The organism is Lujinxingia vulgaris (assembly GCF_007997005.1).
Taxonomy (GTDB): domain Bacteria; phylum Myxococcota_A; class Bradymonadia; order Bradymonadales; family Bradymonadaceae; genus Lujinxingia.
Genome location: NZ_VOSL01000133.1, coordinates 1 through 20,738 on the forward strand (window position 1 = coordinate 1; position 20,738 = coordinate 20,738).

The following is a 20,738-nucleotide window of genomic DNA, read 5'->3' on the forward strand; positions in this document are numbered from 1 at the left end:
GTCCCCTTCGTCTAGAGGCCTAGGACACCGGCCTTTCACGCCGGCGACACGGGTTCGAATCCCGTAGGGGACGCTCAAGAAACCGACTCATGCACATGAGTCGGTTTTTTTGTTTCTTGCCTGGCCCAACGCACGCTCGTCACCACAGAGCGTGAACTTCATGGCCTTTAACGTTTAAAAGCCAGGATTGCGCTCAGCTCTCCCGGTCCGCCACGATGATCACGTGGCGATGCACCCCGCGCCCCAGCCACCTCCAGGTGAGCACCCGCATCCCCCGGGCATGAAGGCGCTCAAGCCACCCCTCCACCCGATCAAACGCGAGGGACTCGGGCGCCATCCCCCGCAGGCGGTTCGCGCTGTGATCGAGGAAGGTCACAAGCCTGCGATCCCACTCCCGCTCATAGACCGTCTCCAGAATCACCAGGCGGCGCGCCACCCGCGCTGCTTCCGACAGCACTTTATCGGGGCGGCGAGCGTGATGCAGCGTGTAGGCGATGATCGCCACGTCAAACTGATCGTCGTCCAGGGGCAGCGACTCCCCGTCGTAGGTGATCATCTCCAGCGCGGTGCGGTTGCGATCGTCGACTTCCGCCAACATCACCTCAAAGTCCGCCTCGGCCACGAGCTCCCCCACAAAGCCCTCCCCCGCCCCCAGGTCAAGCACCCTGTCACCGGGTCGAAGGTAAGGCCGCACCGCATCGAACTTGGTCTTTGCGCGCCGGCGCAGCGCCCACGCGATCACCTTCGGTCCCACCTGCAAGCCCACCACCGCCACCGCCCACACACTCTGCACGACCATCACCACGATCTCCTCGGGGCGGCCCACCGCCGGAACATAAAAAAGATACGAGAGCATCAACCCGAGCGCCGCCAGGCTCACCGACCAGGCCCCGGCCAGGGCCGCCGCGGCCATAAGCCCCAGCGCATACCAGGGATGCACAACCGGGTTAAACACCAGATACCCCGCCCAGGCCACCACCATCGACGCCACCAGACGCCCCCGGGTGCCGTTTTGCCAGAGGGTGGCTGCCGCAATGACAATCATCGTCGCCAGCTGGAGCACCGGCGAAAGCACGTGCGTCACCGGTTCGGTGAGGCCCTCGCGGTAGCCCAGAAGGTAGCGCGCCGCGTAGTAAAGCGGCGCATCAAACGAGAAGACGCCGGCATAGAGCGCCACGCTCTCCCGCTGGTTGGCGATCAACGCCTCAAACCAGAAAGGCGCATAGCCCGCCACCAGCACCGCAACAGCCACCAGCGCCGCCACCCACGCATCTCGAAAACGTCCTCGCCGCCACAGCGCTACGCCGACAAGAGGACTGACGATGAGAAAGGTGAGCTTCGCCAGCGCACTAAGCCCGATCACCGCGCCGATCGTCCAGGGACGACGTCGACCCACCATCAGCACTAGCGCCACCATCAGCCCCACGGCCAGCGCTTCGGTGTGACCTCCGCCGGCAACCTCCCACACCACAAGCGGGTGCCAGGCGTAGAGGGTGGCCCACCCCACCGCGCGCCGCATCGCGATGAGCGCGCGGGCGATCAGCAGCACCGCCAGCAGATCGGCCAGCACAAAGAATAGGCGCAACCACCGCTCCGAGACACCTCCCAGCCAGCCCGAAGCGACTTCGGCAGAAGCAAAGACCGCCTGCGCCCCGGGCGGATACACCGTGTGGTAATCCGGGCTGTTCAACCGCTGAAGCGCCTTTCGCGACGACGCCCCCGCCTCCTCGCCAGCCTCAGCCCGCGCCACGGCGCCCTCCCCCTGCATCCGAGTGACCCGCTCACGCGGCGTCTCGGCATACGGGTTCTCCCCGGCGGCCACGATCGCCCCGTCCCACACATAGCGCCACACATCATCGGAGAGCGAGACCGGCGCCATCCACGCTGCCAGCCTCAGCGCCAGCGCCCCTCCCAGAATGACAAAAACACCACAGCGGCGCGGCTCGCCATTTAGCCAGCCCCAGCCCCCCCGCACGCCCCACCCCAGCAGGAGCGCGCTCAGCCCCACAACGCCCAGAAATCGCCCCACCGCCTCGCGCGGGGGCGGCTCGCAAAGCGCGACCCACAACGTGAGCACCACGCTGAGCGCCAGCGCCAGCGCGATCTTCCGCCCCCCCTCCTCGCCGGCGCGCGTCTCACTCACTCGGGTTCACTCACACAGGCTCACTCACACAAAACGCACCACGTGGTAGCGCTTCTTGCCCGCCCGCAGCACCAGCATCGACTCGCTGGCCAGATCGGTTTCACCGAGCACTTTGGCGACGTCTTCGACGCGCTCATTGTTGATGTACACCCCGCCCTGCTCCAGCAAGCGGCGAGCCTGACCTTTGGATTTTTGCAGGCCCGTCTCCACCAGCGCATCGAGAAGCCCCAGCTCACCGGCCGCCAGGGTCGAGCGCGCCGCCTCGGTGGAGGGCACCTCGGCGAAGATCGACGTCAAATCGCGGTCGTTGAGCCCCTCGATCTTCTCGCCAAAGAGCATCCGGCTGGCGCGAATGACCTTCTCGCACTCCTCCTCGCCATGAATCAGCGTCGTGACCTCGCGGGCCAGCACCTGCTGGACCTCGCCGCGGTTCTCACCGGCCTCGATCTTCGCCTCCAGCGCCTCGATCTCGTCCTTCGGCAGGAAGGTAAAGAGGCGCAGAAAACGCCCGCAGTCTGCATCACCCTGGTTGATCCAGTACTGGTAGAAGGCGTACGCGCTGGTCATCTCCCCGTCGAGGTAGACCGCGCCGCCTAAGCTCTTGCCGATCTTCTTGCCATCGGCCGAGGTGATCAGCGGGAAGGTCAACCCGAAGGTCGACGCACCAGTGCGCCGACGGGTCAGGTCGACGCCGGCGGTGATGTTGCCCCACTGGTCGCTCCCGCCAATCTGCAGCCGACACCCCTCGTTCTGATGGAGGTGCAGAAAGTCGTAGGCCTGAATCAGCATGTAGCTAAATTCGGTGTAGCTGATGCCCTGCTCGCGCTCTTCCAACCGCGCGCGCACCGAGTCTTTGGCGAGCATCTGATTGACGCGAAAATGCTTTCCGACCTCGCGCAGGAAGTCGATAAAGCTCCACTCCTTAAACCAATCGGCGTTATTCACCATCGCCACAGGTTCGCCGGCCTGCGCATCTTCGGCGCGGTGAAGGGTGCGCGAGGCGCCCAGCACACGCGTGAGCTGCGCACCGATGCTCTCGAGGTTGGCCTGAAGCGTGTCTTCATCGAGCAGGTTGCGCTCGGTGCTGCGCCCGGAGGGGTCGCCAATCAGGCCGGTCGCACCGCCCACCAGCGCCAGGGGGCGGTGGCCATGACGGAAGAAATGCGCAAGCCCCATGATCCCCACCAGGTTGCCCACGTGCAGCGAGGAGGCCGTCGGATCAAAGCCGCAATAGAGCGTCATCGGCCCCTTGCTAAGCTCCTCGTCGAGCTCCTCGTGGGTCTGCTGGTAGATGAATCCTCGCCAGGCAAGCTCCTGGAGGACGTCGCTTTGAAACTCGGCGGGTTCTTGCGTCATGGTCTTTCCAATTTCAAATAGTCTTTTTGTTTCAGAGACTTACACTTGATTAGAATCAACGGGCGTAGTCGATGGCGCGGGTCTCACGGATCACCGTCACTTTGATCTGGCCCGGGTAGGTGAGCTCGTCTTCGATCTTGCGAGCGATGTCGCGGCTGAGCGCAAACGCGCCGGCATCGTCGATGCTGCCATGCTCGACCATCACGCGGATCTCGCGGCCGGCCTGAATGGCGTAGGTCTTCTCCACGCCCTTAAAGCCCATCGAGATGCGCTCCAGATCTTCGAGGCGCTTCACATAGGTCTCCAGGATCTCGCGTCGGGCGCCGGGGCGAGCACCGCTGAGAGCGTCGGAGGCGATGACCAGGTGGGCGATGACCGAGTTCTGGGGCTCGTCGTTGTGGTGGGCGGCCACGGCGTTGCGCACGATCTCGTGCTCGCCATACTTGCGGCAGAGGTCGGCGCCGATGATGGCGTGGCTTCCCTCCTGCTCGTGGGTGAGCGCCTTACCGATGTCGTGCAGAAGGCCCGCGCGTCGCGCCATCTTGACGTTCACGCCGAGCTCGGAGGCCATCAGCCCGCACAAAAAGCCGACCTCAATGGAGTGCGACCACATGTTCTGGCCGTAGCTCGTGCGGTATTTGAGCCGCCCGACCATCTTGATCAGCTCCGGGTGCAGCCCGTGGATGCCCAGCTCAAAAGCGGCCTGCTCACCGGCCTCTTTGATGCTCTGGGCGACCTCCTGGTCGGTCTTGGCCACCACCTCTTCGATGCGGGTGGGGTGGATGCGACCGTCGGCGATGAGCTTGTCGAGGGAGCGGCGCGCGATCTCGCGGCGCACCGGATCAAAGCCGCTGACGATGACCGCCTCCGGCGTATCGTCGATGATGATGTCGACGCCGCTGGCCGCCTCCAGCGCGCGGATGTTGCGGCCCTCGCGACCAATAATGCGGCCTTTCATGTCGTCGGAGGGCAGGCTCACCACGCTGACGCACTTCTCGGCCACGAAGTCGCCGGCGTAACGCTGCACGGCCACGCTGATGATCTTCTGGGCGCGCTTATCAGCTTCTTCTTCGGCCTGCTCTTCGATGACCTTGATCTTGCGGTTGGCCTCGAGCTCCGCCTGGTTGACCATACGCGCCACAAGCTCGGCGCGGGCCTGCTCGGCGCTGTAGCCGGCGACTTTTTCGAGCACCAGCTCCACCTCGCCGCGCTGACGCTCCAGCTCCAGCTCGCGCGAGGAGAACTGCGCCTCGCTCTCGGCGACCTGCTGCTCGCGGGTCTTCACCGCCTCTTCACGCTCGTCGAGGCGCTCGGCGCGGGCGTCCAGGTTGGACTCGCGGTTACTCAGGCGCTCTTCGATCTTCTGCTGCTCGGCGCGACGGCTCTTCAGCTCGGCTTCGCCCTCTTTTTGGGCGGCGAGCACGACCTCGCGCGATTTGATCTCGGCATCTTTGATGCGTTTGTCGGCTTCGGCCTCCGCCTCGCGTTTGATGCGCTGGGCGGCGTCTTCTGCCTCGCTTCTGGCCTCGGCGGTGAACTTCTCGACGAGCTCGGCGCGCACGCTCTCGGTGAGCTCGGCGCGCACCTCGCTCTCCACGCGCCGGCGCGTGCTCTCGACGGTCTCGTCTTTGAGCGCCTCGACGCGCTGGTCAACCAGCTCCTGCTGCTGAGCCTGGGCGCGGGTGCGGGCCATGAGCGTGCCAAGCACCACCCCGATGATCCCGCCGACGATCAAATAGAGCATCAGCTCCATGTCCTACTCCTTCGATGTATGTAAAGACGACGCCTGGTCTGGCACATGCCAGCGTGTGGGCGTCGCGATGATGTCCATGGGACGGTCGTGGGCCTCCTCGGGCAGCTCGTCATCGATGAGCTGCCAGTCGTATCCCACCCCGATCACTAAGGCGTGTGTGACGCCCGCCAGGGCGCGGTCGTAGTAGCCGCGCCCCGAGCCCAGGCGATGGCCGCGCCGGTCAAAGCCCAGCCCGGGCACCAGAACGATCTCGATGCGGCTCAGATCACAGGCCGGCCCGGTGGGCTCCATGATGCCAAAGGCGCCGGGCTCAAGCGCGTCGAGTGCGCCGGCATCGACGAAGTCGAGGCGGTCGGAGGCGTTGACCCGCGGCAGGTAGACGTGCGCCCCCTGGCTGACTTTTTCGTAGAGCGCGCCGGCCACACTGAGCTCGTTGCCGTGGGCCCAGTAGGCGGCGATGTGGCGCGCCGCAAAGACCTCCGGCGAGGCCATAAGACGGGCGTGAGCGGCCTGCGCTGCGCGCTGGCGCAGGGGCGCATCCAACGCCCGACGTCGCGCGCGAAGCTCGTTTCGCAAGCGCGTCTTTTGCAACCTTCGGGCGTCTGCCTGGCTCACCGCTGCACTCGTCCTGGAGGTCCTCAATAGAAGCAACCTCATGCGAGCTCAGAAGTTCGGCGTGGGCTCAGACACCGCGGTGGGGGTGGGATAGCACTACTTCGATCGCGCCTTCAGGCCTCCTCGACCTGAGTGATCAAATCAACGAGCGTCTCGGTGGTCTCCTTGAGCTGCACGCGCATGCGATGCAGCTCCTCTCGGGCCTCAAAGAGCTCCTCGGCCACGTTCATACTGGCCAACATCATCAACTTATCTATGGGCGCACTGGGAGCGGCGCTCTGCAGCTCCTCAGCTTTATGGTCGATATATCGCGCCAGACTGCGTACGAAGGTCGCATCGCGATCGCTTCGAATCGTCATCTTCTGGCCACGGATCTCGATCTGGATCGGTCCCGACCCCGAAGCGGTATCCGAGACGGACGTGGGCGCGCGGCGGCCTGAACCGGTCTTCGTACTCTGCGAACTCACGTGCACCTCCGAACTTCGAGTCGTCTCTCGAAATAAGGCCGCGCTCAAAGCGCTGCCGACAAAATCGCCCCCCGGGGGAGGCGGTCCCAATTATTAGAGCGTGGAAAGCCGGGCGGCAACCCCAAAACAGAGTCGTAACACGCTGGCGGACGCAAATCTTGCCCCCGGCAGGGCAATCGCAAAGTGGGTCCCCACCACCCGCCACCGTAGGGGGACCCCTTGTGGGTCCCCGCCCTGGGAGTTCGGGAGGGGCACAAGACCCCTCCCTACGGATTGGGTGGGTTCTCCACAAAGAAATCTTGTGGGACTTTGCGATTGCCCTGTTGCCCCCGGGCGCTCCCCTTTCGATCCGGAGAAGCTCTGGTACACTGCACAGGTCGCGTGCCACCCCTTTTGTGGAGTTTGTATGGCCGACCACCCCTCGCAGACCCTGGAGCAAGGCTCCGAAGGTCTCGACGATCGATCCGAAGAGCTCAGCGAGCGCACCGAGGCCGACGCCCAGATCCGCTTCTACCGGGCGATGGCCAACACCGAGCTCGATTACGGCACGGTGCTGCGCCGGCTGGCGCGGGCCACAGCCGATGTGGTCTTCGATCTGTGCATCGTCTACCTGGTCGATGAGGCGCGCGGGGTGTTTCCCGCGGCGGCCTTCCACCCCAACCCCGACGCGCTGGCCGCGCTGCATCGGGCGTTCTCGTCTGGCGAGAGCCGCGCCGGTGACGGCCTTATCGAGCGCATCATCGCGCGCCGGGAGTATTACTTCCGCCCGCGCTGGAACCCGCGCCTGCTTGAGCCTCATCTTTCCGCCGGGGCCAGCGTCGATCTCGACATTGAGATCCACAGCCTGATCGCCGCGCCGATGATCACCACCGAGGGCGACTGCATCGGCGCGCTCCTGATGGGGCGCCACACCACCACCGCCGCCTACAATGAGACCGATCTCGCGCTCATCGAGTGGATCGCCTCGCACGCGGCGATGAAAGTCGAGACGGCCCGCCTCTACCACACGCTTCAGAAGACCAACGCCGAGCTCGACGAGGCCGTCAAAGCCCGCGACACCTTCATCGCGATCGCCGCCCACGAGCTGCGCACCCCCCTGAGCACGCTGAAGCTGCACGCCCAGATGTTGAGGCGCTTTGCCACCCGCGACCCCGAGAGCTTTACCCCGCAGATGGTCGTCGATCGTCTGGGCTCGGTCGACAGGCAGGTCAACCGCCTGGACCGCCTCATCGACCAGCTGATGAACGTCTCGCGCATCATCGACGGGGGGATGGCCCCGGAGCTCGGGCCCTGTGATCTCTGCGTGGTGGCCCGCGACGTCGTCTCGCGTTTTGAGCAGGCCCTGGAAGACGCCGGCTGCCAGCTCTCGCTGAGCGCGCCTCCCGGCGTTCACGGCATCTGGGATCTCGACCGCCTCGACCACATCCTCACCAACCTGGTCTCCAACGCCATCAAGTACGGCGGAGGCCAGCCCATCGAGGTGCGCGTCTCCAGTGATGCCACCGGCGCCCGCGTCGAGGTCATCGACCGCGGCGAGGGCATTGCCCCGGGCGATCGCGAGCGGATCTTTGAGCGCTTTGAGCGCGTGATCTCCAGTCGGCAGACCAAGGGAATGGGCCTGGGGTTGTGGATCGTTCGCTCTTATACCGAGAGCCTCGGTGGCCAGATCCGCGTGACGAGTGAGCTTGGCCAGGGCTCCACCTTCATTCTCGACCTTCCGCTGCACTCCCCCGCCAGCTAGAGCTCGCCATGATGACTTCGAGACATATTTCGAGAGCCTTTGCGCGCCCTGCCATCGTTACATTTTTTAGCATCTCGGGTGCGTTGCTCCTCTCCGGATGCGTGCCGCCTGCCGAGGGGGTCGATCCGCTGAGCGAGCCCGGAGAGCACTGGGAGATCGAGGATCTGGAGCGCCCCCCGGTTGAGGTGCGCATCGAGCGGGTGGTGGAGGCGACCAACCGGGCCCGCGCCCGCGGGCAGGATTGCGGGGAGTACGGCTGGATGGAGGCGGCGGGGCCGGTGCAGGCCGATGAGGCCCTGGAGATGGCGGCTACCGCCCACGCTCACGATCTGGCGGCGATGGACGCGCTCAGCCACACCGGCAGCGATGGCAGCGACTTCGTGGAGCGGGCCGAACGCGCCGGCTTTGAGGGGCAGCCCGTGGGCGAAAACATCGCCGCGACCTTTCGTCTTGGCGAGGCCCTGGTGCAGGGCTGGGTCGCGTCTGACGATCATTGCCGGGTGTTGATGAACCCCGACGCGCGCTTTATCGGCGTGGGGCTCTACGACACCGAGCCCGGCGCGCCTTTCTCGACCTACTGGGTGCAGGTCTTCGGGCACTGAGACCGGGCTCGAAGCGCTTTGGGAGCACCGGGCGCCGAGGTCATGTTCACAGCCGTTGTCCAACCTTTCCGGGCCCGGGTGAAGCGCCCGGAATCCCGAGATCACACGCCCATCGCCAGCGCGTCCCGCATGCCTGGGTTGCCCTGATCGCGAGGCGGATTACGCCTCTGTCGGCGCGCTCTCGGTGGACGCGCAGGCAAGCTCCACGCCGGCGGCCGAGCCCAGCACCCAGGGCAAGAGCAACGCCAGGGGGAGGAGCATGTTCTGGAAGATCGCCGGCCAGATCAGCCCCACCAGCTGGGCGAGCAACCCGAGGATCGCGAGCGCAGCGAGCGCGCGCCAGATCAGGCGCAGGCTCCGGCGGCTGCCCTTGCTACCAAACGCCACCCGCAGCGCAATGAGGGCCCCGAGCAGGGTGAGCGGGTTGGCCAGCAGGAGGTTGAGGTTCCAGTAGGTCACGGTGTGGTCGGTCATCGCGGCCATCACAAAGAGGCCGGTGCCCACAAGCCCGAAGACGCCGGAGAGCCCGCCCAACACCAGGCCAAAGACCACCCGGGGCGCGCGCCGCTCAGGGTGGCGCTGTGCCCGCCAGCCCAGCAGCGCGCTCAGCGCGCCAAGAAGCACGCCCACGCCCGCCCAGAAGGGCCAGTGCGTCGCCGGGGTCTCGGGCGTGGGCGCGCGGCTCGACTTGAACACCTGATGGGTGCGCAACGCCAGAGGCTGGGTGTTGCCCTCGGCGTCGATATACTCAAAGTCGAGCACCGCCTCCTCCAGCACCGCGGGCAAGAACATCGCGTCCCACACCGCAATGGGCCGGTCGATCTCGTTGTTCATCAAGAACATCAGGAGCCAGTCCATCGGCTTAAGGTGCTGCGAGTGGCGGCGGGTGTGCCCCCGCAACGTCAACGGATCGGCCTCATCAAAGGCCTCTTTGAACTGCCCTCCGACAGCGCGATCGATGATGTCACGCACCCGCGTGGCGCAGTTGTCGTCATAGTGGTGATAGAGGTACTCGCGGTTCTCCGGTCGCACGTTATCGGCCAGAAACGCCGCCACCTCCGCCCGAACCTCCGGCGCCAGGTTGAGCTCGATCACACGCACGTCACGGTCTTCGGCGATATAAAACTGGTAGGTCGGCGCCACCGGTGCGGGTGCCACCCAGAAGAGCAGCCGCCCCATCGCAAAGTTCATCAACATCCCGTCGCCAAACGAGAACATCCCGTAGTTGTAGAGGCGAGAGGTGTTGTAGCGGCGATCTTCGACAACCAGCGCGGTATGACCGAACCACTGCGGGATCTGATCGCCCGGGCTAAACGTCGCCAGGCTGATCACCAGATCTTCGGGCCGGCTCACCCCCTTGCCCCAGGGCGTGTTGTAGGCCTGCGCGTCACGCGCGCTTCCCAGAAGCGCCGTCGCCATCACCATCACCGCCAGCAGCGGCAACACCACCCTGTGCCACCTTGCGTGGCCCCATCGCGTCGGTCGACTCAAAACGAATACCCGAGGTTAAAGTGCAGGCTCCCAAAGCTCTCTCCGGGGCGGCGATCGAGCACCACACCGTAGTCAAAGAGCAGAGGGATCTGGTCAAAGATCACATAGCGCAGGCCCAGCCCGGCGCTCGTGCGCACCTGTGAGAGGGGCGCTTCATCGGGAAAGGCGTTGGCATAACACTGCGCGGAGCTGCGTCGACCGGCCTCATCGAAACAGTCGACGAGCAGCCCGGCGTCGAAGAACGTCGCCCCGTACACGCTCCATTCCTTGATCAGCGGATAGCGCAGCTCGGCGGTATAGCTCATCATCAGCTCGCCGCCCAGCGGCTGCTGACGCGCGCCCACCGGTCCGAGCACGTTGGTGGGGAAGCCGCGCACCGTCCCCACCCCACCCAGATAAAAGCGCTCGTCGGGGGGCACCAGGCTCTGGCGCTCGGCAAAAGGCACGATCTGCCCGAAGCGCAGCCCCTGCCCCAGCACAAAATCCCCCGCATCATCCAGGCTGAAGAACGCGCTGAGCGCCGCGGAGAGGCGCAGGTAGCTATCCCCGATCAGATCTTCGCCGTCCTGGCTGAGCGCGTCGCCGCTGACCAGCTCCGGCTTGACCTCCACATAATACCCGGAGCGCGGGTTGAGCGGGCTATCGCGGCGGTCGAAGTTGATCTCCGGCAACAACTTCGCGGTGGCGCGCCGCGGGGAGAAGATGCGCTCCCCGGCAATGCGCGGGTCGTTGGCCGTCCAGGTCGCGGCCTGCTTGGCCTCCACCCCGAAGGTCAGATAGAGGCGGTCGGCGATCTCTTCGAGCTCCTTGCGCAGCTCCAGCCTCAGCCCCCACTCCTCACGCAGCACCTGATCGTTGGTCACCCCGAGCAGGTCGAGCAGATAAAAAGGCGTGATCGTCAGAAAGAGCTTATCGATGCCGGTCTGGCTCTTTAAAAATCGCGGGTGGCTGTAGATGAGCTCTGCGCCAAAGAGGTAGTCCAGCCCCCGCTCCCCGGGCTCACCTTCGCCGGCGGCGCGCGCGAGCTGCGCAAGCTCCAGCGTGTCGACCGCCGAGATCAGCCGGGGCCGAAAACGCTGACCGGTCCCCAGAAGGTTGTTGTCGGTATACTGCGCCTCGCCCGTCAGCAGCAGCCGCCGGCTCTCACCGAGCAGGTCGCGCCCCTCAAGACCCACGCTGAACTCCACAAAACGCGCCCTGGACTCCTCCACGCTGATAATCAGCGCCGCCTCAATCTCATCGGCCCCCTCCTCGACATTCTCCAGGCCGATCGTCTCGATGCTCACCGAGTCAAAAAGCCCCAGCTGGCGCATGTTTCCCTGACCTTCGATGAGCTTTTGAACATCAAAACGATCCCCGGTGCTCAGCGGCAGCTCGCGGTAGATCACCGAGGAGCGCGTGCGGAAGTTCCCCTTGAGCAGCACCTCGCCAACGCGCACCCGGGGGCCTTCTTCAATGGTGTGCTGCACCCGCACCGCCTCGGCCATCACCCCGCCGGAAAATTCGCAGACCGGGCTGCGCTCCACGCGCTCACAGGCCAGCGCCGCGTTGACGCCCTCTCGCCACTCGCAGCGCCCACGCTCCAGCTCTGCAAAGCTCGTCGCGCGGCAGGTCTGCGGAAGCTGCGGCGCCTCACAGGGGACCTCCTCCCCGGTGAGCAACTGACAGGTCGTGGTGACCTTCGCCAGCGGATAGCCGATCGAGCCGTAATACTGCGAGATACGCGACTGATCGGCGCGCACCTGCATCGGCACAAAGGGATCCTGCGGCTTGACCGAGAGCATCGCCTCCAGGGTGCCCGCCGGAAGTGCGCGCGTCCCCTCAATGTCCACCCGATCGACCAGGGTCTGCGGGCCCTGACGCACTTCCACCCGCACCCGCATCCCCGCCCCCGAGTCATCGACCTCCAGAACAAAGAGTGGCGAGAGCGCCTGAAGGTAACCGCGCTGGCGCAGACGCTCCTCCAGCGCGCTCATGTCGGCCAGCAGGCGATCGGTCTGCAAAAACCCCGCGGTATCGAAGATGCCAAAGGCCTGGGTGCCGAACTCCGAGAGCAGCTCCGCCTCCGAGAAGGCCCGCGCCCCGTGAATGCGGACCTCGTTGATCTGCACCTGCGGCCCCTCCTCGATCTCAAAGCGCAGCGCGCGGTTGAGACGATCTTCGGCGATCTCCTCGCCCTGCACCCGCGCGAAGGGGTAGCCGCGCGTCTCATAGAGCTGGCGGATCGCGCTCTCGGCTGCCCGAATCTCATCGTCGTCAACGTAGCCCGACTCAAAAAAGGGCAGCTGGGCGGTGAGGGTGGCGTCATCAAAAAGTCGGCTACCTTCAAAGGTCAACGCCCAGAAGGGCCCCTCATCCATCTCGAAGAGCAGACGCACGCACCCCGAATCGCCGTACTCCTCGACCTGCTGACCGACCACCCGGGCGCGGAAGTAGCCCCGTCGGCGGTATTCGGCGATCAGCGCATCGCGCCCCTGTCGCACCGTCTCGGTGGTGTAGGTCGGCAGCAAGAGCGGCACGCGCCTGGAGAGCACGGAGACGTCGCTCAAGAGCAGGTCTTGAGCCTGGGCGGCGGTCATCCCCCGCACCCCGCGCAGACCGATCTCACAGATCGATCGCTCCTGACCGCGGGTCACCTCAAAGACCAGATCCACCAGGTGGCGCTCCCCCGCCACCGGGTTGACCTCCAGGCGCACCTCGGTGTCGTAGTAGCCCTCCCGCTCAAAGATCGCCGCCAGGCTCGCAAGCTGCGCCTGAGCCCGCTCCGCGCTCTCCAGAAAGACCTGCCCGGGGCGGTACATCAACACCTTCCGCAGCTCGGTCTCAAAGGGCGGGGGTTTGAGCCCCTCAAAGCCCACCCGACGAATCAGCACCGCGCCCTGCGCCTCCAGCGACACAAACACCGAGGCCCCCACACGCCGCCGCTCCACGGTGACCGCCGAGAAGAAACCGGTCTTGAGCAGCCGGCGCTCCGCCCGCTCAATCGCCTCCGGGCTGTAGGTCTGCCCCACATAGAGCCCGCTCAACTCCCGAAATCGATCCACGCCCAGCGGGCGCTGGCACAGCTCCAGATCGCAACGGAACGCCACGCGCCCGATCGGAAGCCCCTCAAACTCCTCATCGACCGCGCGCCGGGCCTCGCGCTCTTCGTAGATCTCGGTGAGCGGGTTGAGCGGGCTCACCGGCACCCCCACCCCACCCGGCGCGCCCCGCGAGCCCTCCGACGACGATGCCGGCGAAGGCTGAGACGAGTCGCCAGCGGCGGGCGGCCCCGCTCGCTCGTCACCCGCATCACCGCCCTGCGCATAAACCCGAGGCGCCGCCGCCAGGCATAGACCGCAGAAAAACACCCACAGCGCCACACGCCGCAAGCCCCCTCCCCATGCCTGTTCGCCAACTTCACTCACACCCGCTCCGGCCCACATCTGACGGCGAGGCGTCTGCCCCGACCACTCGCCATACTCACACCCTTTGCCCTGAACGCACTCAGTCCAGAGGCAGCCGGTAGCGCAACTTCAAGTCGATCAAAAACTGGTTGGTCTCGGTGCGGCTGCGCTCGCTGAGCTCGGTCGACCAGTGATCGCTTAAGCGATACTCCAGCTGATACTGCTGCCCGCCGGTCGCATCCGCAAAGCCCGTATCCAGCTGAAAACGCCAGGAGAGCCGCCGGGTCAGCGTATCGCCGATGCGCACCTGGGTGCGCTCGACCCCGGGCATGATCGTGAACTCCTCGACCTTGACCACATCCTGAATCTCCCGCTCCAGCCTCCCGAGCAAGGGCCCCAGCGCGATCTCCAGCGTCGGTCGGCTGGCGCTCGACGCGGTGAGCTGGTCGACGGTGCACCCGGTCAGCAGCAGGCTCAAAATATCACGCTGATCCGCATAGGGGTTGCTCTCCATCAGCAGATCCAGGTTATCGAGGTACCCGCGGATGTTCATGATGATGTGATAATACTCCTGACCGGTGGCGTCGAGGTTGGAGCTCAGCGTCATATTTGAGCTGAGCTCATCGAGAAAGTCCGACTCCCGGCAGGTGTTGCGCACATCGGCCCCGGCCACAATGTCGAGGTAGGGGTTACCCACATCATCATCAAAGCGCACCGTCCCCGAACGCACCTCAAACGACTCCCCCTGAAACGCAACCTCCCCGTCGATCACATCGACCGTGCCGCTGATACGCGGGGCCACCAGCGTGTCGCGCACCCTTAAGTCGAAGCGAAATTCCAGATCGAGCTCCAGCCGCTCCACAAGGCTCTGCAGCCGGAAGCCGTCGCGAGCGCGCACGTTCATATCAAAGCGCACATCGTTGAGCGCCGGGATCATCTCAAAGAGGCCCTGCTCATAGCGCTGCGCCCGCCGGTTAAACGCCCCCAGCACTCGCCCGGCCAGCTGTTGCTCCACAATGCGCACCTGCTGGGTGTAGAGCCCGTCGAGGATGTTTAAATCGCCGGTCACAAACCAGGTCTCCCAGCGCTGCCAGTCGGTGGCCTGCATGCGCAGGTTGGTATCGAAGGCCAGCTGCATCATCTCCGGGATGCGGTAGCTCATATTATGGCTCCACATCTGCAGATCGAGGGTGCGCGGCTGGTTGGCGAGGTACCCGATGGTGCCCGCCACCCGCGTCTGCCCGCCGATGACCACTCCGGCCAGCGGTTTGTCGCGCGGGATCTCGATGCCCTGATCGCTAAAGATCATCCGACCGCCCTGCAACGCGATGGGCTCGGGCAAAAAACGCACATCCCAATCGCTCGGACCGAAGTCGATCACCCCCTCGGCCAGCACATTCTCCGGCGGACCGCTCACCCGCATATCCATCTGGGCGCTGCCGGTGGCCTCCACAAAGAAGTCCGGAAAATACTCCGGAAAGCCCGCCCGCACGCTCTCTAAGAGCCCCAGGTCAACCTCCCCCTCCACCCGCACATCGAGCAGCTGCGGGTCGAGCAACACCCCGCCGGTGAGGTTGAAGTAGCGCCCCCCGCTCCCCAGCGTGGCCTGCTGAAACTGAATCAGCTCCCCGTTATTATACCCCACCGCCACCGGGCCCCGGTTGGTGATGGTGCGCCCGCGGCTCTCAACCTGAAGTTGCGTCAGGTAGAAGAGCGCCTGATAGCGCGAGAAGTCCCGCTCTATAAAGACCTCGCTGACCCCGGTGGCCTGCGCCTCATCGAGCATCGCGTTGTCACGAAGCTCGGGCATAAAGGCCATCAGGTTGAGCTCCTCCATGCCCACCTGGGCGTAATAGGGCGACTCCCCGTCCAGCGGAAGCTCCATCGAGACCGACACCCAGGGCAGCAGCCCCCCGGCCAGATGCACAACGCCATTGAGGGTGTGAATCGCTGCGGCCACGTCCCCGTAAACCCGCCCGTCCAGCGCAAGATCTCGGACCTCGGCCCCCCCCGAGAAGATCGGCGCCTCAGTGGTGCCTTTCCCCTTGAGATGAAAGCGCGCCTGACCGCTGAGGGCCATCGGTAGCCCCTGCAGCTCGCGCACCTGCCCGAGCTCCATCGACTGCCCCTCAAGCTCCATATCGAGCAGGCCGTCGTAATCATAGCGCCCCTCAAAGCTGAGCCGACCCGCCGGCCCGAAGTTCGCCCAGCTCCGCGTAAGCTCCACCCCCTGCGGGCTGAACGCTCCGCGAGCGCGCGCGCGCTCCAGCATCTGCCCGCGCAACGATCCCCCCTCCCAGCGCGCGTCGAAGTTGCCGGCAAACCCCTGCAACGCCCCGCCCAGCTCCACCTCCGCGTCAAGCTTGCCGGTGGCCATCAGCTCCGGGTGAATCTCGCCGCTGATCAGCGCCAGTTCTAACCCCCGCACCTCCACATCCAGATCGACCGGCTGACGCGCCCGCTGCTCAAAGGTCGGCCAGGGCGGCGGTGCCCCCGGCTCGGGCGGTCCTGCCATCCACCCCACCCTGCCGGTGGCCCGCAGGTTGCCAAAGTTCGAGTCGAACTCCCCGCGGGTGATGATCACGTCGCCCTCGTCGAGCTTCAAATCGAGCGCCAGGCGCTCGCCACGCAACGTGTTGGTCGCGTCCAGCCGCCAGCCCGGCTCCTCCATGCGCAGCTCCAGCTCAAGCTCCGGGCTGCCCACAAAGCCCGCCATCGTCATAGCGATCGACGCCGGCCCGCTCAGCCCACCCATCCCGTAATAGTCGGCGTAGGGCGCCATATCGGCCAGCGTCCCCCAGAAGCGCGGCGGCCGCGCGTAATCCGCCAGGCGCATCGAGGCGATATCCTGGATGTATCCGCGCATCTGCAGCCGATCGCCGCCCGAGCGCACCCGCGCATAGGGCACCCCCACCCGCCACGGGTCCAGCCAGACCTGACTGCCCCGCTCCATCACAAGCTCCTGATTGGGAAAGAGCAGATCGTTGTCCCGCACCAGCCGCACCTGACTCGCCACCTCCACCTGCAAAAAGCGGCTGTGCGCGGCGTGCAAGAGCGCATACGGCCGCTCCGGGTCAAACTCCGAGCCCACCGGAAGCTCGCCGGTGAGCATCGCCTCCCCGCTCATCTTCCCGTGCAAAAAGGGCTGGTCCTGCTTGAGATCCAGCGCCACCAGCGCCGGATCCACATCCTGCATGCGCGCGTACGCCCCGAAACGCTGCTCCAGAATGTTGAAAAACGCCTCATAAACCTCCAGCTCCCCCTCATAAAATGACGCCCTCAGATCGCTGGTGGTCACAAAGCGGTTGTTCAACTCCAGACGCCCCTCCACGTCCTCAAAGAAGAGCCCGTTGCCCTCGAGCACCGCCGCCTTGACCTGCCCGTGCCCGCGGATCTCCTCGCGGCTCCCGGTCACCTCCAGATCCAATCGCTCGATGTCAAAGTGCAGGTTGTCCTGCAAAAAATAATGCAGCAGCGGGCTGTGATAGGGCGCCGAGAGCTGCCCCCAGGCGTCGTAGAACATCCCCCCGCCGCCGGCCTTCTCCTCATCCGGAAAGGACATCGTGCCCCCGAAACGAAGGCCAAACCCCTCGATATCGGCGATGACCTCCTCGACCGCAAAGCCCTGGTTGGCCCACTGCCAGCCCCGCAGCGAGAAGTCGCGAACCTCAAACCTCCAGTCACCGCGCTCCTCATCAAAGCGGAAGAGCTCCGGCTTAAAACGAAAATCAGCCCGGGCGATATCCAGCGCGTCGACGTTGATGAGCACCGTCTCCGGCTCCACATACACGCTGCCCCCGTCGATCACGATATCGGGCACCCGGAAGTCGAAGCGCGTCTCGGCAAACTCAAAATCCGCATCCTGAAGATGCACCCGCGAAAAGCCCACCGAGAGCGGCGCACCCTTCTCTTCGTTATCCTCGCGCTTATCGACCCCGAGCGCGCGCAGGATGTTCAGCTCGCCATCCTCATTGAAATACAAGCCCACGCGGGGCTCGCGAACATAGGCCTCTTCAAACTCCAGCCGCCCCCCCAGCAGCATCACCGCGCTGAGGTCCGCGTAGAGCTCCGGGGCCTCGATCACCGGCTCGCGATCCGGCGTGAGCATCCGCGCCTCATACCCCCGCACCCGGGTCAGGCTCGGGCCCAGCCGGGCATACTCGAACTCAATGTGGCCGCCGAGCGTCCGGTGCAGCTGCCCCTCCACCAGCCGCCATGCCGCCGGCTGGTTCGCCCCGAAGTACACCAGCGCCCAAAGGCTCATCAGCATGAGCGCAGGCAGAAAGAAGACCAGCGGGATCTTCACGTAACTTCGGTAGACCCGAAACTGAATGTCGTCGAGAAGTGCCATCGTCGCTCAACTGCCAGGCCGTCGTTGTCGGCCCCTCATTGCGGCGAACCCCGGGCCGCCCTCCAGGGCCTCCCGTGCCGAACGCGCGCCACTCTAACACCATTGCGCCCGCGCTCCGAGCGCAGCCCGCCAACGCTCCCCCCGGCCACGCTGCGCCGACCTCCGCCGCGCTGTAGGCGCACGCTGACGCCGACCGCGACGACGTCGAGAAGAGCGTCGAGAGAGTCCGCTCCCTTATGGACGTCGCCACGCGCCGATTTCATCAAACGCCATCGCATACGCAGGCGCGCACCCGCAACGCCGGCCCACCGAAATCGCGTCGCCCGCCACGCCCTCGCATTGCCCCATCGCTGCATCACCAGCGTGGTTGACACATCCGAGAGCCCCGGCTTACCTTCGGCTAGAGTTTTTCCACACCCGCAACCCCCTGAGGCAGTCGACGCGCATGGCTGAGAACAAGAAGCGACGGCGCACCGCAAACAAACGCGGCGCCCGCAAAGGGCTTCGTCGGAGCAAGACGATCGCCCTCAAGAAGCTCTCGGAGGCCGAACGCCAGGAGATCGCCGAGGTCTTCGAATCGATCGAGAGCAAGCGCCCCGCCCATCGCGACCAATGCCGCATGGCCGAGCGCCCCTGCCCCTATGTCTCCTGCAAGTATCACCTCTACCTCGACGTCAACCCGCACACGGGCTCGATCAAGCTGAACTTCCCGGGCCTGGAAGTCTGGGAGCTCTCCGAGACCTGCGCGCTGGACGTGGCCGACCGCGGCGGCATCACCCTGGAAGAGGTCGGCGAGCTGCTCAACCTCACCCGCGAACGCATCCGCCAGGTCGAGGCCACCGGACTGGAAAAGCTGCGCGACGAGTACGACGACTGAGCGTCGACAACCTTCAACACGCAAAAAAGCGCGCCCCGCCGGGGCGCGCTTTTTTCGTTTCGAACGACGGGATGCGCTTCAACCCCACGCACAAACGCATCGCCCTCTCAGAACCGCGGCAGGGTGCGCAACCACCCCTCTCCCGGGCCGGTCTGCCCCTCATCATCGCGCCCAAAACACAACAGGTCGCCCCCCTGCGTCACCACACAGCTATGGGTGGTGCCCACGCTCACCGCCGCAAAGCCCGTCACGCCCAGCGCAACCTCACGCGGCGCCTCGGCTTTGCCCCCGCCCTCACTGACCTGCCGCTGATCATTGGCGCCCCAGCACTCCAGCTGCGCGCGGTCCCCGGTGATCGCGCAGCCATGATGGGTGCCCACGGCCAGCGCCGCATAGCGAGAGGCTGTGTCCGCCAGCTGCGGCGCGCCCTGGTCGTTTCCATCCCCGCTGGCGAGCTCCCCGTTGGAGTTGATCCCCCAGCAATACAACTCACCGTCGGCGGTCAACCCGCAGAAGTGGCGCTCGCCACCCGCCATCACCTCAAAACGCACCTCCGTGGCCAGCGCGACCGGCGAAGTCACGATGTTGCCGACGTCCTCTCGAAACGCAAGCTTCATCACGTCCTGACTTCCCCAGCAGGCCACCTCCCCTGTGTCGCGCTGCGCGCAGGTCATCGCATGCGCGGTGGCCACCCGCTCCGCCGAAAACGAGGCGTCGCCCACCGGCGTCGGCGTATCAATAGCGTCGCCCGGCGCCTGCCCGATCTGCCCTTCATCGTTGGCCCCCCAACACATCACGCCCTGCGAGCTCGCCACCACGCCGCAGGTGTAGGCCGCGCTCGCATCCAACATCTCCAGCATCACGTCCTCCTCGTCGGTGGGCGCACGCCGCACAAGCCGGGTAGGCACGGGCACCCGCGCTGTCTCCTGCGTGCGGGCCACGCCGGCCTGTCCCGCGCCGTTTCCACCCCAGCAGTACGTCTCCCCGGCGGTGCTCAGCCCGCACACAAAATTCAGTCCGGCACTGAGCGTCTCGAATCGAAGCTCGCCCTGCACCGCCCGGGGCTCCGCGCGCCCCTCCAGGGTGCCATCGCCGAGCTGCCCGCGCGTGTTCACCCCCCAGCAATACGCCTCCCCGACCTCGGAGAGCCCGCAGCTAAACGCACCGCCCGCAGCCACATCCTTCCACGCAAAGTACACCTCGATGGCGAGCTCCGCCTCAACATCAACGACCTGCGCGCGCAGCGTGGCCTGACCGCTGGCCACGCCGTAAACTCGCCCCGATGCATCGACGCTCATAACCGTCGGATCACTCGACGAAAACTCGACCTCCCGCGGCGCGGTCTCATCACCGTTCGCATCCATAAATGTGACCTCGACCTCCCGCCCCTCACCCACATGCACCCGCGCCGGATCCAGGCTCAACGCCATCGCCGCCAGCGGCGCCGCCACCTGCACGCGAGCCTCAGCACGAGCGCTCCCATCCTCCAACTCAGCCGTGATCTCAGCCTCCCCGAAGCGCAACGCCTCCACCTGGCCCGACGCATCCACCGCGACCGCATCCGACGAGCTCGTCCACCGAAGGGCCTCTTCCACCTCACGCTCACCTGACGCATCCAGCCAGAACGCCTCCAGCGTCGCGCGCTCCCCGACCTCCAACACAACCTCCGCCGGCCGAAGCATCAACCGCTCCTCATCCGGACAAAGCCCGCAGTCCACCTCCCCACCACACCCATCGTCAAAGAGCCCACAGCCGCCGACGGCCTCACAATCAATCGTCTGCGTCTCACAGACGCCGGCGTCCGCATCGACCCGGGGCTGGAATAGGTCGGGATCTTCGATACATCCACCCAGTAGCAGCATCCCCACAAAACATACCTTCACCCACCACCCGGCTCGCCATCGCATACACACCTCGCTGCAGCTCCTCATCGCCTGCGCCGACGCGATAGCGCGG

The 20,738-nt window shown here is 65.6% G+C and carries 12 protein-coding genes and 1 tRNA gene; 4 read left to right on the forward strand and 9 right to left on the reverse strand.

Going from position 1 to position 20,738, the window contains the following annotated elements:
• Positions 1-73, forward strand: a tRNA-Glu gene (locus FRC96_RS17970).
• Between the two features lie 120 nt (positions 74-193).
• On the opposite strand, the gene FRC96_RS17975 is transcribed toward FRC96_RS17970, so the two are convergent.
• The 5 genes from FRC96_RS17975 to FRC96_RS17995 form a co-directional block, all read right to left on the reverse strand.
• Complete coding sequence (locus FRC96_RS17975) at positions 194-2,143, reverse strand: methyltransferase domain-containing protein (RefSeq protein WP_146976520.1); 1,950 nt, start codon at positions 2,141-2,143, stop codon at positions 194-196.
• 24 nt (positions 2,144-2,167) lie between these two features.
• Positions 2,168-3,499 carry a tyrosine--tRNA ligase gene (gene tyrS / locus FRC96_RS17980; RefSeq protein WP_146976522.1) on the reverse strand — a complete coding sequence of 444 codons (1,332 nt, stop codon included), beginning with the start codon at positions 3,497-3,499 and terminating at the stop codon, positions 2,168-2,170.
• A gap of 55 nt (positions 3,500-3,554) precedes the next feature.
• Positions 3,555-5,252, reverse strand: coding sequence for a ribonuclease Y (rny, locus tag FRC96_RS17985; RefSeq protein ID WP_146976524.1), 1,698 nt, complete (start codon positions 5,250-5,252; stop codon positions 3,555-3,557).
• A 3-nt stretch (positions 5,253-5,255) separates the two neighbouring features.
• Entirely contained in the window at positions 5,256-5,867 is a 612-nt protein-coding gene (locus FRC96_RS17990) for a 5-formyltetrahydrofolate cyclo-ligase (protein WP_230470412.1), read from the reverse strand.
• 113 nt (positions 5,868-5,980) lie between these two features.
• Positions 5,981-6,334 (reverse strand): cell division protein ZapA, encoded by a 354-nt coding sequence (locus tag FRC96_RS17995; RefSeq protein WP_146976528.1) that lies wholly within the window; start codon positions 6,332-6,334, stop codon positions 5,981-5,983.
• Positions 6,335-6,740: 406 nt separating this feature from the next.
• On the opposite strand from FRC96_RS17995, the gene FRC96_RS18000 reads away from it, so the two are divergent.
• The gene (locus FRC96_RS18000) at positions 6,741-8,075 is read left to right on the forward strand and encodes a GAF domain-containing sensor histidine kinase (protein ID WP_146976530.1); all 1,335 of its coding nucleotides are present in this window, start codon (positions 6,741-6,743) and stop codon (positions 8,073-8,075) included.
• Positions 8,076-8,083: 8 nt separating this feature from the next.
• Complete coding sequence (locus FRC96_RS18005) at positions 8,084-8,677, forward strand: CAP domain-containing protein (protein ID WP_146976532.1); 594 nt, start codon at positions 8,084-8,086, stop codon at positions 8,675-8,677.
• A gap of 159 nt (positions 8,678-8,836) precedes the next feature.
• On the opposite strand, the gene FRC96_RS18010 is transcribed toward FRC96_RS18005, so the two are convergent.
• From FRC96_RS18010 to FRC96_RS18020, 3 genes are all read right to left on the reverse strand, one after another.
• Positions 8,837-10,126 carry an Lnb N-terminal periplasmic domain-containing protein gene (locus FRC96_RS18010; protein WP_146976534.1) on the reverse strand — a complete coding sequence of 430 codons (1,290 nt, stop codon included), beginning with the start codon at positions 10,124-10,126 and terminating at the stop codon, positions 8,837-8,839.
• A gap of 38 nt (positions 10,127-10,164) precedes the next feature.
• Positions 10,165-13,575 (reverse strand): outer membrane protein assembly factor, encoded by a 3,411-nt coding sequence (locus tag FRC96_RS18015; RefSeq protein ID WP_146976536.1) that lies wholly within the window; start codon positions 13,573-13,575, stop codon positions 10,165-10,167.
• Between the two features lie 79 nt (positions 13,576-13,654).
• The gene (locus FRC96_RS18020) at positions 13,655-17,905 is read right to left on the reverse strand and encodes a translocation/assembly module TamB domain-containing protein (RefSeq protein ID WP_146976537.1); all 4,251 of its coding nucleotides are present in this window, start codon (positions 17,903-17,905) and stop codon (positions 13,655-13,657) included.
• A 445-nt stretch (positions 17,906-18,350) separates the two neighbouring features.
• Between FRC96_RS18020 and FRC96_RS18025 the strand changes: the two genes are divergently transcribed.
• Positions 18,351-18,782 (forward strand): sigma factor-like helix-turn-helix DNA-binding protein, encoded by a 432-nt coding sequence (locus FRC96_RS18025; protein WP_146976539.1) that lies wholly within the window; start codon positions 18,351-18,353, stop codon positions 18,780-18,782.
• Positions 18,783-18,889: 107 nt separating this feature from the next.
• On the opposite strand, the gene FRC96_RS18030 is transcribed toward FRC96_RS18025, so the two are convergent.
• Positions 18,890-20,689 carry an Ig-like domain-containing protein gene (locus tag FRC96_RS18030; RefSeq protein ID WP_230470413.1) on the reverse strand — a complete coding sequence of 600 codons (1,800 nt, stop codon included), beginning with the start codon at positions 20,687-20,689 and terminating at the stop codon, positions 18,890-18,892.
• Between the last annotated feature and the right edge of the window lie 49 nt (positions 20,690-20,738).